Genomic DNA, 13,908 nt, shown 5'->3' on the forward strand with positions numbered 1-13,908 from the left:
CTTCCCGAAAGCATTTATGGATGGAGCTGTATTTTGATCTCCTCCATCAGTTCCTTGCCGCCATTTTCAATGATTTTTAAAGCCATTTTTTCGCCGAAATTTTCATATTCGTTCCATTCGAAAATCTCATCGGTTTCTATACAGTTTTTACCGTCCAGTGAACAGAGTCTGCCCTGAAAACGGATTTCATTTTTATCATTGATCTCTGCAAAAGCCCCGATTGGTGCGGTACAGCCCCCTTCCAAGGTCCTGAGGAAATTTCTTTCGATCTCAATGCAGATCTGGGTTTCACGGTCGTTGATGTCTTTGAAGATTTCTTTCAAGTTTTCATCATTGCTTCTTCCGCAGATCGCCACCACTCCTTGAGCCGGCGCCGGAATCATCATCGGAAGCAATTCAAAATGAACGTCAAGGCCCATTCTTTCAATAGCTGCCATCGAAAAAAGGGTGGCGTCGAAACTGTTTTCCTCGAGTTTTCTTAAGCGGGTCTGTACGTTTCCGCGAATGTCGGAAAATTCCGCATATGGAAATTCCTTCAGCCAGAACGCGCGTCGTCTCAAACTGCTTGTCGCGATTTTTAAATCTTTGAGGTCCAGACTTGCTGCATCTTCTTTTCTCACGAGCACGTCCTGAGGAAAATCTCTTTTCAGAACTGCGATAATTTCTATGTTTTCCGGAAGTTGGGTCGGAATGTCTTTTAAGGAATGAACAGCAATATCCACTTCGTTATTGAGCAGAGCCGTGTCGAGATCTTTTGTGAAAATACCGGTAATTCCCATTGCATAGAGCGGTTGGGTAAGATCTTTGTCTCCCGATGAAATTACAGGGGTCAGATCCGTAAGGAAATTTCTGTTCTGGAGATGTCTTGCCACTTCGCGCGCCTGCCAGAGAGCGAGCGGAGAATTGCGGGTTCCTATTTTAATGCTTTTCATTGAATTCATTATTGGGCTGTTCCACTAAAATCTCGTGCATCAGTTTGCTGATTTCATCTGCTTTCCACGGATTATCGATGATGTATTTTGCAAAACGGTTTGTAATTTTCTGAATAAGCTTGTTGGAAAGTTCCATGTCTTCAATGCCAACATACCGGTGTTTGCGGTGAAAGTTATGAAGTTCATGGTTCTCGATATGTTTTAAAGAAGCTTTGAAATGATGGATATTTGGTGCCAATTTGCGCTTTTTTTCCCATTCCAGAAAATCTTTCGTCATTTCCCTGATGATTTTTTCGGCTTTTGGAATCTCTTTTTTTCGCTGCTCTATGGTTTCGCTGATGTGTTTTGAAAGTTCATCGACATCAACCAGACTCACATTTTCGTTATCGGTAATGTTTTTTTCAACATTATTTGGAATAGAGAGGTCAATGACCAGCGTTTCCTTGCCGTTCGGGAAATGGCTTTTGTTGATGAGCGGATGCTGTGCGCCGGTTGCAACAATAAGAATATCGGTGTTTCTAAGTTCTTCGCTGAAATTTTCAAACTCGATATATGGAATTTTATATTTTTCGGCAATTTTTTCGGCTTTGTCAGAACTTCTGTTCGCGATTTTCACCTTTGGCTTATATACGTGCTTTACCAGATTTTCCACGGTATTCTGACCGATTTCACCTACACCTAAAAGCAGGATATTCTTTTCGGAAAGCTGTTTCTGATGATTTAAAATATAATGAACCGCAGCGTAGGAAACCGATGCAGCACCGGTTGAAATTCCGGTTTCGTTTTTAATCCTTTTCGAAATCTGAATGGCCGAATTGATGGCCCTTTCCATAAAAGGGTTGGAATTCTTCTTTTCTTTCCTGAAACGGTGATAGGCATTTTTGATCTGTCCGATGATCTCAAAATCACCTAAAATCTGACTCTCAAGACCTGCAGAAACACGGAAAAGGTGTTGAAGTGCATCTTCGTGGCGTAAAACAGTCGCGAATTTCATGAAATCCGTAAGGCTTACCCCAACGGTTTTGCAGAAACTTTCTGCAATAAGCAGGTAGTTCTGCGTGGTGGAATAAATTTCAGTCCGGTTACACGTAGATACTACGAAGGCGTCACCGAGATTTTCATCATGCAGGGTTTTTACAAAATCCTTAACATGATCATCAAAGAATGCAAATTTTCCGCGGATCTCAGCATCGGCTTTTTCGTAACTTACTGAAAGTACGGCAAAATTGGCGGTTTGATGAAGGTGTGAATTCGGGTTCATAAAATCAACTGCAAATTTAAGGTTTTAAAATGAATTCGGATTAAAGAAATAAAAAACAAAATATAAGATGAAAATATTGCCGCAAAGAAATATTTCGGCAATTAAAAAGTTATTAATCTGAACCAGTAAATTTTAATATAATTTTAACCTTATATATAAGGTTTGGATTTTTAGAATGGTTCTAAATTTATATCTTTGTACACATTAAAAAAACAGGAGACAACATGGGGTTATTTGATATGTTCACGCAGGATATTGCGATCGACTTGGGAACAGCGAACACACTTATCATACACAATAATAAGATCGTAATTGACCAGCCATCTATAGTGGCAATTGAGCGGTCAACGGGAAAACCGATTGCTGTTGGAGAGAAAGCAAAACATATGCAGGGAAAAACCCATGAAGACATCAAAACCATCCGTCCTTTGAAAGACGGCGTGATTGCAGATTTTCATGCTTCTGAACATATGATTAAGGAATTCATTAAACAGATTCCGGGTATCAAAGGCAAGTTTTTTCAGCCAACGCTGAAGATTGTGATCTGTATTCCTTCAGGGATTACAGAAGTTGAAAAAAGAGCGGTAAGAGATTCTGCACAAAAGGTAAACGCAAAAGAAGTGCGTCTTATTTACGAACCAATGGCTGCTGCAATAGGAGTCGGAATTGATGTTCAGAAACCGGAAGGGAATATGATCATTGACATCGGAGGCGGAACTACAGAAATCGCTGTTGTGGCTTTGGGCGGAATTGTCTGCGACAAATCTGTTAAAATTGCCGGCGACGTTTTCACCAACGATATTGCCTATTACTTAAGAACTCATCATAATTTATACATCGGAGAAAGAACTGCTGAAAGAGTGAAAATTGAAGTTGGTTCTGCCGTTGAAGAACTCGACGTGGAAATTGAAGATATTCCAGTACAGGGACGTGACCTCATTACAGGGAAACCGAAAGAAATTATGGTTAATTATAAGGAAATCGCAAGAGCTCTGGATAAATCCATCATCAGAATTGAAGATGCGGTTATGGAAACCCTTTCCCTTACGCCTCCCGAACTGGCTGCAGACATCTACAAAACAGGAATTTACCTTGCAGGTGGAGGAGCGTTACTCAGAGGACTTGCCGACAGACTGCACAAGAAAACCGGTCTTCCGGTATTTGTAGCTGAAGATCCCTTGAGAGCGGTGGTTCGAGGAACCGGAATTGCCCTTAAAAACATGGACAAATTCAACTTCCTGATTAAATAAATTTTTTTTAACGTTTTACGACACACTTACTGATGGGATTTTTGCTGAGACTATTTTCGAAGAACGGTCTGTTCGTCTTCTTTATATTCCTGCAGCTCGTGAGTTTGGTATTGATTTTCAGCCGAAATTCAATGCAGCAGTCGTGGCTCGCAGCGCAGACGGCGGCTTTCAATTCGCAGGTTTCGGGTTATATTGATGAAGGAACCTCCTATCTGAAACTCAAACAGATCAATGAAGACCTGATTGCCCAGAACAAGTTCCTGATGGAGGAGGTTTATGGTAAAGACGCCAAAAAAATTCCGCAGTTCCGCAGGGTTCACGACACCATCGGCGGCGGACAGATTTATACTTTTGTTGACGGCGAAATCGTTTTCAACAGCATCAACAGAAAAGACAATTATTTTACGATCAACCGCGGCAAACGGGACGGCGTGATGCCAAAAATGGGCGTTATGGCGCCATCGGGAATTGCAGGAATTGTCATCAATACCACCAATTCCTATGCGCTGGTTCAGTCGGTTTTGAGTGTGAATAAGATCAGGATCAATGCTTCTCTGAAAAAGTCAGGATATTTCGGAACCTTAACCTGGAACGGCGATAATTCCCGGATTATGCATCTTTCTGACATTCCGAAATATGTACCGTTACAGGTTGGCGACACCGTGGTTACCGACGGAAAATCGGCCATTTTCCCGCAGGGAATCATGGTGGGCAAAGTTGCCGGCTACGAAGTCGACAGTAAGTCTGGCTTCTGGGACATTTCGGTGGAACTCAGCGAAAAAATGGGGAAGCTGAATAAGGTATATGTCGTAAAAAATCTGAAGAAAGCCGAAGTTCAGCAAATTCAGGATACTTTGCAGACCACAATAAAAAGAGAAAATGATTAGCAGGACCCTGATTACCGACATTTTAATGATTGTTGTGCTTATTGCACTGCAGGTTTTCGTGCTGAACAGAATCACCATTTTCGGAAAATTTACGCCTGTAATTTACCCGGTGTTTGTTATGTTCTATCCGTTTTTCAGGAACAGGTTTCAGTTTCTTTTTTTAAGTTTTGCTTTAGGACTTGGTATCGACGCTTTTTTGGGAACCTGGGGAATTAACGCTTTTGCGACTACCGCTATTGCCTATTTCCGGACTCTTATTTTCCGTACTTCAACGGATACTTCCACCGATTTTTTTTCTTTCCATTCCTTACAGTGGTCCCAGTTTATATTTTTTATCGTAACCAGCATTTTTCTTCATCAGTTTATTGTTCAGTATCTGGAGTTTTTCAAACTGAGCCGGGTACTTGAAATATTTTTGAATGTTTTGGCAACCACTGCGATTTCCTTTATATTTATACTGATTTATACCATTGCATTTAAAATCAAACAACGGATTTGAAACCTCAATTCCTCAAAATAACACTCATTTTATGCCTGATTGCTGTAATATTTATAGCAAGGCTTGCCTATCTACAGCTTTTTACCGACCGTTACGCGCTGAATGCCGCCAATACTTCCATTAAAATTGAATATGTTATTCCGCAGAGGGGTGTCATCTTCGACCGTAACGGAAAAATCATTGTCGGAAACCAGCCGGCTTATGAAATTTCCCTTACTCATGCGCTCCTGAAGCCGGATTTCGACACGCTTGGATTCTGCAGTTTGATGAAAATCTCAAAATCCGACTTCATTAAGACGGTAAATGCGATCAAGCAGCAGAAATATTATTCAAGACTTACCCCGATGACTTTTATGAAGGGTTTAAGCCGGGAAGATATCGCCCGTATTCAGGAAATCATCTTTAAATATCCGGCTTTCAGCATTGTATCCAGGCCGCAGCGACAGTATGAAGTTTCCACGTCGGGAAATCTTTTGGGTTATACCAACGAGGTGAATGACCGGGACATTAAGAAAGATTCTCTTTATTACCTTCCCGGAGATTTTATCGGAAAATCCGGAATCGAGAAGGCCTATGAAAATGAATTACGGGGTATAAAAGGGATGAATTACATCCAGAAAGACATTAAACTCAGGAGCATTGGGGCGTACAAAAACGGAACACTCGACAAAGAAGTGGTGACCGGCAAAGATCTTACACTTACTATTGATTATGACCTCCAGAGAATGGCAGAAGAAATGCTCGTTAATAAAAGAGGTGCAATTGTGGCGCTCGATCCAAATACCGGTGAAATTCTTGTGTTGGCAACAGGTCCGGATATCGATCCCAATATTTTCACAGGCCCCGACAAATCCAAAGAAATTTATAAACTTCAGAAAGACACTTTCAATATGCCGACTTTCGACCGGTCGGTTCAGGCTGCGTATCCGCCAGGTTCAACATTCAAGCTTTTGACGGCTGCCGCAGCCATGCAAATGGGCGTGATGGATGAAAATACCGTTTTTCCTTGCGGCGGAGGTTTTAATTATAAAGGACTGAGAATTAAAGGTCATGGCGGTGCGGACCCTTTGGTTCCGGCGATTCAGGTGTCCAGTAACTGTTATTTTTCCTATGCATACCTTGCAATTTTGAATAAGTATCCCGGAGATCCAAGCAGAGGAGTGGATGAATGGAAAAAAATTATGAGCAGTTTCGGGGTTGGAGAATTTCTGAACAACGACTTGGCAGTAGGTTCCAAAGGACAGATTCCAAGCGGGGCATTTTACGAGAAAAGAATGGGCATCATCAACAAGGCAATAGGCAAAAAACCCACAAAAAACTGGGACCCGCTTTCGACCGGAGCAGTTTTCAATGGTATGGGTCAGGGCGATGTTCTTTTGACCCCAATTCAAATGGCGAATGCAACCGCAGCCATTGTCAACAAAGGCTGGTTTTATACGCCGCATATCGTGAAATCCATTGACGGTAAACCTAATCCCGATCCAAGATTTAAAGTGAAACATAAGACTTTGGTAAACCCAAAACATTTTGTTCCCATCATGAAAGGAATGGAAGCAGTTGTACTTCAGGGAACAGCAAGAGGTCTGAAATCAAATGATTTTACCCAGCTTGCAAAAACGGGTACGGCCCAGGTGCCACAGGGAAAAGACAACTCGATTTTCGTTTTGGCTGCTCCTGCCGAAAATCCAAAAATTGTAGTCGTAGCCGTAATGGAACATGCAGGTTTCGGTGCAACTTGGGCCGGTCCGGCCTGTACCGTGATTGCTGAGAAATACCTAACCGGCGATCTGAAACGCGAACATCTTTACCAAAAACTGGTTACTGCCAGTTTTATGGGAGAATACCGCCGTCAGGAAATTGAAAGGCTGAAGCGCAAAGGCTGGTACAAAGAACCGAATTCAGATTCTTTAAAAATCATGGGTATTGAAGACAGCCTTAAATTTGTGAAAGATCCTGCTGTTAAAGCCGGGCTGATCCGGAAAAGAGACTCATTAAAATTAAAAATGCTCACAAGATGAAATGGACAGAAGGTTTAGATAAACTGAGTATTTTTCTCTATCTCGCCATTTCACTTTTTGCAGTGGCCAATATTTACAGTGTTGATGAAGGGTTGGGAAAAAAACAGTTCGTTTTTTTCTGTATTTCGCTTGCGGTGGGGTTGATGATCTTCCTCACGCGTACTAAATTTTTTGAAAATTTTGCCGGTATTATTTATGTTTTCGGAGTCCTGCTGCTGATCGGGCTTTTCCCTTTTGGCACGGAGATTTTAGGACAGAAAAACTGGTACCGGATCGGGGGATTTACCATGCAGCCGGTGGAATTTGCCAAGATTGGGGTTGCCTTACTGCTTTCCAACTATGTTTCGGGACCTGAATTTGATCTGAAGATCCGGAAATCTTTGCTCAATACGCTTGCCATTATCATCGTTCCGGCAATTGTGGTTTTGGCGATTCCAGATGTAGGCTCACTGCTTGTTTTTACCGCTTTTTTCATTGCCCTCTTCCGCGAAGGCCTGAACGGCTGGGTTTTTGGCGTCGGCGGGATTTTGGCTGCGGTGTTCCTCATTTCGCTGGCAGTGGATCCACTTTATGTCATGATCGGTATAGCTCTTGTGATTGCGCTCGTTGTTTTGTTTAATTTTCAGAGAATTCACTGGAATATTATGTCGGTGTTGAGTTTTGTCGGAGTGTTTCTTTTTTTATCCGGAATTGCTTTTGCCGGTCCCAAAATTCTTGAAAAAATGCCGAAGCACCAGCGTGAGCGGATCGAAGTGCTTTATAAAGGTGAAAAAGCATTCCGGGATACGTCCGGTTACAATCTCCTGTATTCCAAGACCGCTATCGGTTCCGGCGGGTTTTTCGGCAAAGGTTATCAGGAGGGGTCAGTAACGCAGGGGAAATTCGTACCTGAACAGGAAACCGACTACATTTTCTGTACAGTTGGTGAAGAATGGGGTTTTTTCGGTGCCGCAATGCTGGTAATTTTCTATGCGCTGTTCATCGGCAGGATTTATTATTTATCTGAACAGCAGAAATCGGCATTTAACCGCGTTTTCGGTTATTGCTTTGCTTCCATTCTGCTTATGCACTTTTCAATTAATTTAGGGATGGTGATGGGTCTTTTCCCTACGGTAGGGATTCCGCTTCCTTATTTCAGTTATGGCGGGAGCTCACTGCTTGCCTTTTCAATCATGACGTTCATTTTCTTTAAACTGAATTATACCGACAAAAACAGTCTTGTGTAATAGTTTTTTCTTCAGCGTTTACAGGTGTCCCTAGTACATAAAAAAACCATCAGATTTTGATGGTTTTTTTATTGGAATCAATTATTTATTTCAGTTTATTAGCTGTCGGTGTTTTCAGAAATAATTCTTTTCGCAAACTGGAATTTAGGTCCCCAGTAAGAATCAGCAAGTGAAGAAATCATCACTCCTTTCGAAGTTGCAGCGTGAATGAATTTAATATCTCCTTCAGGTGTAACTTCTTCTACAATTCCTACGTGAGAAATTTTACCTCTGCCATGAGAGAAAAATACCAAATCTCCTTTCTGAAGATTTTCTTTTTCTACGCGGTCGCCTTCCTGAGCCTGTGCCGCAGCAACTCTCGGTAAATTTTTACCTGCAGCTACACCGAAAACAGAAAGCACAAATGCAGAACAGTCAATTCCTTTTCTGGTCATCCCGCCATAACGGTAAGGAGTTCCTAAATAAGTTACCGCTTCATTTAATAAGTCATCTATTGTTTTGGTGTGTTTAAGCGCTTTAGCGATTTCACTGTTTTTCAGTGAGTTGTTGATGCTTGCAATCTTGGCAGTTTTCTCAGCTAAAAATGTACTGATAAGTTCTTTCTTATTTTCGGCCAGTTTTTTATTTTCTAATGAAATAAGTTTGGCATCTGATTTGTATTGATGATTGTAAGCAGTTGGCTCGGAAACGCTGTAGTTTGTAACACATGACTGCAAAGACAAAGTTGAAACAACAGCAACAATATAAACTAAAACTCTTTTCTTCATATATATTTGATTTCTGTGTTAAAAAAATAAAATTTCTTTTTCAAACGCATGACAAAAGTAGAGAATACCTGTTAAGATGCCTTTCAAAAGCCTTTTCAGAATTTTCTTTTTAACACATTTTAACATATTTTTTCGGTATGTTAAAGAAAAAGTTACCGCAAACCCTTTATTTAGGTGTTTGCGGTTTTTTTTTCATTAAGACTTTTTAACATTTAATTTAAATAATCTATAACTATTATGCCGATTTGCCATCGCCATCTCTAATTTACCGGATTTTCATCCTTTGAAATACAAAAAATTCCCACATGAAGCGTGGGAATTTTTATTGAGTATAAGTTTTAAGAATTATCTGGTGAAGAGCAACTCGCGGTATTTTGTCATCGGCCAGAGTTCATCATCTACCATCATTTCCAGTGCGTCGGATGAATCTCTGATCTTATCAAATAACGGCTTCACATCGTTACAAAATGACTCCGCCATGGTTTGGGAGTCTTTCGCCGACTTGGCAGTCTGAATCGCTGAAAGCAGGCCGTCAACTTCTACCTTAATAATGGAAACGTGTGAGGAAATCTCTGTAATCATGTTCATTTGCTCTTTGGCAAGAGTCCTGAATTCTTTTTCTTCGAAAATTTCTTTTAGTCCTCTTACATTTTCAATAAGCCTGTTCTGATAATTCAATGCACAAGGTATAATGTGATTTCTTGCAATGTCAGCCAGAACCGTAGCCTCTATTGTAATAACAGTTGAATACTTTTCGAGTTTTATTTCGTTTCTGGCTTCAATTTCTCTGTGGGTGTAAATTCCCAGATCTTCATAGAGGTCAACGAATTTCTGGTCCAGTTCCTTCTTCAGTGCTTCCGGAGTGGTTTTCAGATTGTTCAAACCGCGTTTTTTGGCCTCTACCTCCCATTCATCTGAATAGCCGTCGCCTTCAAACATGATGTTTTTGGAAACTTTGATGTATTCTCTAAGGACATTAAAAATGGCTTCGTCCTTTTTCAGACCTTTTTCAATGAGTATATCCACTTCTTTTTTGAAAGTCTGTAATTGTTTGGCGACAATTGCATTCATTACCGTCATCACCTCAGCGCAGTTGGCAGATGAGCCTACCGCTCTGATCTCAAATTTATTTCCTGTGAAAGCGAAAGGAGAAGTTCTGTTTCTGTCGGTATTATCCAGTAAAATTTCCGGAATTTTACCAACAACATTCAGTTTCAGGTCTGTTTTTTCTTCCGGTGAAAGTTTTCCGTCTTTCACTTTTTCCAGTTCCTCCAACACCCCGAAGAGTTGGGTTCCGATAAAGGCCGAAATAATTGCAGGCGGCGCTTCATTCGCCCCTAAACGGTGATCGTTACTGGCTGAAGCAATGCTGGCTCTCAGCAAATCTGCATATTCATGTACTGCTTTCAGCGTATTCACAAAAAAGGTTAAAAACTGCAGGTTTTTTTTAGGATTCTTTCCAGGACTCAGAAGGTTTTCTCCGGTATCGGTAGCCAGTGACCAGTTATTGTGTTTTCCACTTCCGTTTACACCGGCAAATGGTTTTTCATGGAAAAGGATGTGGAAATGATGTTTGTGCGCAACTCTTGCCATGATATCCATTAAGAGAGAGTTGTGGTCAACTGCAACGTTCGCTTCTTCGAACATTGGTGCCAACTCAAACTGATTCGGTGCCACTTCGTTGTGACGGGTAGTTACCGGAATTCCCAGTTTCATACATTCGATTTCAAGTTCTTTCATGAAATTCATGACTCTTGTCGGGATTGAACCGAAATAATGATCATCCAGCTGCTGTCCTTTGGCCGGCGAATGGCCCAACAATGTTTTTCCGGTAATGACCAAGTCGGGTCTGGACTGATAAAGAGCAGAATCTACAAGGAAGTATTCCTGTTCCCATCCTAAAGTAGGAACAACCTTGTTTACGTTTTTATCGAAATAAGATCTGCACACCTCTGTCGCAGCTTGGTCAACAGCGTGGAGAGCTCTTAATAAAGGCGCTTTATAATCTAAGGTTTCGCCTGTATATGAAATAAAAATGGAAGGAATGCAAAGTGTTGTTCCCATGATAAACGCAGGAGAAGTAGGATCCCACGCAGTATAACCTCTTGCTTCAAAAGTATTTCTGATTCCGCCGTTCGGGAAAGAGGAAGCATCCGGTTCCTGCTGGATCAGCATGCTGCCGCTGAACCTTTCGAGAGCTCTTCCGCCGCCGCCTTCGATAGGCGTAAAAAAGGAATCGTGCTTTTCTGCTGTTGAACCGGTTAAAGGCTGAAACCAGTGTGTATAATGAGTAGCGCCTTTTGATATAGCCCAGTCTTTCATGGCGACCGCAACCTGGTCGGCAATATGTCTCTGGATTTTGGAACCTTTTTTCATTGCGTCCAGAATTGAACTGAAGGCATCTTTCGTTAAATACTCTCTCATGGTTTCCTCAGAGAAAACATTCTGACAAAAAAGTTCGGAAAGTTTTGCAGGAATTTCTACTGCGTTATCCTGTCTGAAATTTTTAAAGGAAAGCGTTTCCAGTGCTTTAAATCGTAGTGAGGCCATAATTTGTAATGTTTTATATGGCAAAAATACAAAAAAATTATAAACCAAATTAATTGCCCCTAAAAAATTAGGGGGTCATATAAAAAAATTCATTTTGTTTATTTAGGATCCGAAGCCAAAAAAAACCGCTCATTGCTGAACGGTTTCTGTTTTTATTTGATTTAAATCTATTTATTCATTGACATTAAGAACTCATCGTTATTCAGAGTTCGTTTAATATTTTTTTCAACAAATTCCATGGCTTCCATCGGATTCATATCAGAAAGGTATTTTCTCAGGATCCACATCCGCTGTTGTGTTAAATCATCAAGAAGAAGATCATCTCGTCTTGTACTGGAAGAAACCAGATCAATAGCAGGATAAATTCTTTTGTTGGCAATTTTTCTGTCGAGCTGAAGTTCCATATTTCCGGTTCCTTTGAATTCTTCAAAAATAACCTCGTCCATTTTGGAGCCGGTATCAATCAGCGCCGTTGCTATGATGGTTAAAGAACCACCACCCTCTATATTTCTGGCCGCACCGAAAAATCTTTTAGGTTTGTGAAGCGCATTTGCATCCACACCACCTGAAAGAATTTTCCCTGAAGCAGGGGTTACCGTATTGTAAGCTCTTGCAAGACGCGTGATGGAATCGAGTAGAATGACAACATCATGTCCGCATTCCACCATTCTCTGGGCTTTAGAAAGGACAAGATTTGCCACTTTTACATGTTTATCGGCAGGTTCATCGAATGTGGAAGCAATTACTTCTGCATTCACACTTCTTTCCATGTCAGTCACTTCTTCCGGACGTTCATCGATCAGAAGAATCATCATATATGCTTCAGGATGATTGGCTGAAATCGAATTGGCAATATCCTTTAGAAGCATCGTTTTACCGGTTTTGGGCTGTGCAACGATCATCGCACGCTGTCCTTTACCGATTGGTGTGAACAAATCCACAATTCTCGTAGAAAGGGTAGCATTTTTGCCGGCTAAATTGAACTTTTCTTCCGGAAACAAAGGCGTAAGGAACTCAAAAGCAACCCTGTCTTTAATGAATTCCAGATCTCTGCCGTTTACTTCAGTGGGTTTAAGCAAAGAGAAATATTTTTCGCCTTCTTTCGGCAAACGGACAATTCCTCTTACGGTATCGCCAGTTTTCAGACCGAAATTCCGGATCTGATTTGTAGATACATAAACATCATCTGGCGATGAGATGTAGGAAAAGTCTGAGGAACGAAGGAAGCCGTAGTTATCCGGTAAAATTTCCAGTACTCCTTCAATCGTCACCAAGCCGTCGAAATTAAACTCTTTGCGGGAGTTTTCTTCCTGATTTTCGGCGCCCTGCTGATTTCTCTGCTGATTCGGATTCTGGTTTTTATTCTGATTTTTATTCTGGTGATGAGGTTGCCTGTTCTGATTACCGTTTTGTGCGGGATTTTGAGGAGTATTTTGATTTTTCGGCTGTTCAGATTTCGGCTCCGTTTCTTTTACTTCGGCCTCAACAGCGGGAACAGGAGAGGGCTCATCCGTAGTTTCTTTCGGCTTTGCAGCCGGCATGCGCTCTCTTCTTTTTTTATTCTGTTGATTCTGGTTGGAAGGTTTTGCTTCTGTTTCCGATGAACTTTCAGAAGGAGTTTCCTGCACCGTTTCAACCGGAGCTGCCGCTTTTTCAAATGGAATTTCAGCAGAAGCTTCTGCAGTTTTTTCGATTTTCTTTTTTGGAGCAGGTTTTTTTGCCGCCGGCTTTTTAGGAGCTGGAGCTGAATTTTCTTCTGTATTCATAATGGGTTCTGTGGCGCTGAAATAATCTTTTGCAACTTGCGAATTGGAGGCCTGGAAATCCAGGATAGCAAAGATTTTATCATTCTCTGAGCTGTCTCTCGCAAGTTTAACGCCTAAATCTTTGGTGATTTTAGTCAATTCCGTATCGGATTTTGACCGTAACGTTTCAATGTTGAACATAAATTTTTATGTAAAAAAGTATTTTATAAGTAAGTGTAAGTAAGAAAGTTAAGTCGGGCGACTTTTCTATATAGGTCTATTGTATTGCAAATCTACACTTATTTCTGAATATTGCAAAAAATTATTGTTATTTTTGCACCTTACACACTTCATATGTTACAAAGAATACAGACCATCTGGATATTTTTAGCGATTGTAGGAGCAATTTCCCTTTTTGTTACAGGCCAGGATTTTTCTCTTTTCGGGCCGGTTCCTTTTATATCCGTGGTTTGTGTGGTCCTCGCATTTCTCGGTTTCATCAGTATACTGAGTTATTCGAACAGAAAAAGACAAATTTTGCTGAACAGAATCAGCATATATATAAACGTTTTGTTGCTCGGTTTATTGGCGTATTGGTTACTAACATTATCTGGAGGAATACAATTTCCTGAGAAAGGTATTGAGCCGCTTTTCCCGTTTATTTCGGTGTTATGTCTGCTTATCGCAAACATCTTCATCAGAAAAGACGACAGGCTCGTAAAATCTGTAGACAGACTCCGCTAAACATCAACGATTTTTTTTGAGTGAAACAG

The 13,908-nt window shown here is 41.0% G+C and carries 11 protein-coding genes; 6 read left to right on the top strand and 5 right to left on the bottom strand.

Annotated elements, in window-relative coordinates; all coding sequences use genetic code 11:
* Positions 1–14: 14 nt before the first annotated feature.
* Both hemC and hemA read right to left on the bottom strand, forming a co-directional pair.
* On the bottom strand, positions 15–932 hold the full coding sequence (hemC, locus tag FUA25_RS09390; RefSeq protein ID WP_185146684.1) for a hydroxymethylbilane synthase: 918 nt from the start codon (positions 930–932) through the stop codon (positions 15–17).
* Complete coding sequence (gene hemA / locus FUA25_RS09395; RefSeq protein ID WP_147756652.1) at positions 919–2,193, bottom strand: glutamyl-tRNA reductase; 1,275 nt, start codon at positions 2,191–2,193, stop codon at positions 919–921. The genes hemC and hemA overlap by 14 nt, the downstream gene beginning before the upstream one ends.
* Positions 2,194–2,417: 224 nt before the next feature.
* On the opposite strand from hemA, the gene FUA25_RS09400 reads away from it, so the two are divergent.
* The 5 genes from FUA25_RS09400 to rodA are packed head-to-tail and all read left to right on the top strand — an operon-like array spanning position 2,418 to position 8,073.
* A complete protein-coding gene (locus FUA25_RS09400) occupies positions 2,418–3,443 on the top strand; it encodes a rod shape-determining protein (RefSeq protein ID WP_147756653.1) in 1,026 nt (341 codons plus the stop codon).
* Between the two features lie 32 nt (positions 3,444–3,475).
* On the top strand, positions 3,476–4,330 hold the full coding sequence (gene mreC / locus FUA25_RS09405; RefSeq protein WP_147756654.1) for a rod shape-determining protein MreC: 855 nt from the start codon (positions 3,476–3,478) through the stop codon (positions 4,328–4,330).
* Positions 4,323–4,829, top strand: a complete 507-nt coding sequence (locus FUA25_RS09410) for a rod shape-determining protein MreD (RefSeq protein WP_147756655.1) — start codon at positions 4,323–4,325, stop codon at positions 4,827–4,829. Before mreC ends, FUA25_RS09410 begins: the two co-directional genes overlap by 8 nt.
* The gene (locus FUA25_RS09415; RefSeq protein WP_147756656.1) at positions 4,826–6,847 is read left to right on the top strand and encodes a peptidoglycan D,D-transpeptidase FtsI family protein; all 2,022 of its coding nucleotides are present in this window, start codon (positions 4,826–4,828) and stop codon (positions 6,845–6,847) included. Before FUA25_RS09410 ends, FUA25_RS09415 begins: the two co-directional genes overlap by 4 nt.
* The gene (gene rodA / locus FUA25_RS09420; protein WP_147756657.1) at positions 6,844–8,073 is read left to right on the top strand and encodes a rod shape-determining protein RodA; all 1,230 of its coding nucleotides are present in this window, start codon (positions 6,844–6,846) and stop codon (positions 8,071–8,073) included. The genes FUA25_RS09415 and rodA overlap by 4 nt, the downstream gene beginning before the upstream one ends.
* A gap of 98 nt (positions 8,074–8,171) precedes the next feature.
* Here rodA and FUA25_RS09425 read toward each other — a convergent pair whose 3' ends face one another.
* The 3 genes from FUA25_RS09425 to rho all read right to left on the bottom strand — a co-directional run bounded on the left by FUA25_RS09425 (position 8,172) and on the right by rho (position 13,336).
* On the bottom strand, positions 8,172–8,840 hold the full coding sequence (locus tag FUA25_RS09425) for a C40 family peptidase (protein ID WP_147756658.1): 669 nt from the start codon (positions 8,838–8,840) through the stop codon (positions 8,172–8,174).
* 345 nt (positions 8,841–9,185) lie between these two features.
* Complete coding sequence (locus FUA25_RS09430; protein WP_147756659.1) at positions 9,186–11,390, bottom strand: glutamine synthetase III; 2,205 nt, start codon at positions 11,388–11,390, stop codon at positions 9,186–9,188.
* Between the two features lie 167 nt (positions 11,391–11,557).
* Positions 11,558–13,336 carry a transcription termination factor Rho gene (gene rho, locus FUA25_RS09435; protein WP_147756660.1) on the bottom strand — a complete coding sequence of 593 codons (1,779 nt, stop codon included), beginning with the start codon at positions 13,334–13,336 and terminating at the stop codon, positions 11,558–11,560.
* 153 nt (positions 13,337–13,489) lie between these two features.
* Here rho and FUA25_RS09440 point away from each other — a divergent pair, with 153 nt between their 5' ends.
* Positions 13,490–13,879, top strand: coding sequence for a DUF4293 family protein (locus tag FUA25_RS09440; protein ID WP_147756661.1), 390 nt, complete (start codon positions 13,490–13,492; stop codon positions 13,877–13,879).
* Positions 13,880–13,908: the final 29 nt, after the last annotated feature.

Source organism: Chryseobacterium sp., assembly GCF_008014695.1.
Taxonomy (GTDB): domain Bacteria; phylum Bacteroidota; class Bacteroidia; order Flavobacteriales; family Weeksellaceae; genus Kaistella.

Bases quoted from the DNA above. Each gene is read 5' to 3' on its own strand.
- hemA (WP_147756652.1), bottom strand. From the start codon at position 2,193: ATGAACCCGAATTCACACCTTCATCAAACCGCCAATTTTGCCGTACTT.
- FUA25_RS09440 (WP_147756661.1), top strand. From the start codon at position 13,490: ATGTTACAAAGAATACAGACCATCTGGATATTTTTAGCGATTGTAGGA.
- rodA (WP_147756657.1), top strand. From the start codon at position 6,844: ATGAAATGGACAGAAGGTTTAGATAAACTGAGTATTTTTCTCTATCTC.
- FUA25_RS09425 (WP_147756658.1), bottom strand. From the start codon at position 8,840: ATGAAGAAAAGAGTTTTAGTTTATATTGTTGCTGTTGTTTCAACTTTG.
- hemC (WP_185146684.1), bottom strand. From the start codon at position 932: ATGAAAAGCATTAAAATAGGAACCCGCAATTCTCCGCTCGCTCTCTGG.
- FUA25_RS09410 (WP_147756655.1), top strand. From the start codon at position 4,323: ATGATTAGCAGGACCCTGATTACCGACATTTTAATGATTGTTGTGCTT.
- FUA25_RS09400 (WP_147756653.1), top strand. From the start codon at position 2,418: ATGGGGTTATTTGATATGTTCACGCAGGATATTGCGATCGACTTGGGA.
- rho (WP_147756660.1), bottom strand. From the start codon at position 13,336: ATGTTCAACATTGAAACGTTACGGTCAAAATCCGATACGGAATTGACT.
- FUA25_RS09430 (WP_147756659.1), bottom strand. From the start codon at position 11,390: ATGGCCTCACTACGATTTAAAGCACTGGAAACGCTTTCCTTTAAAAAT.
- mreC (WP_147756654.1), top strand. From the start codon at position 3,476: ATGGGATTTTTGCTGAGACTATTTTCGAAGAACGGTCTGTTCGTCTTC.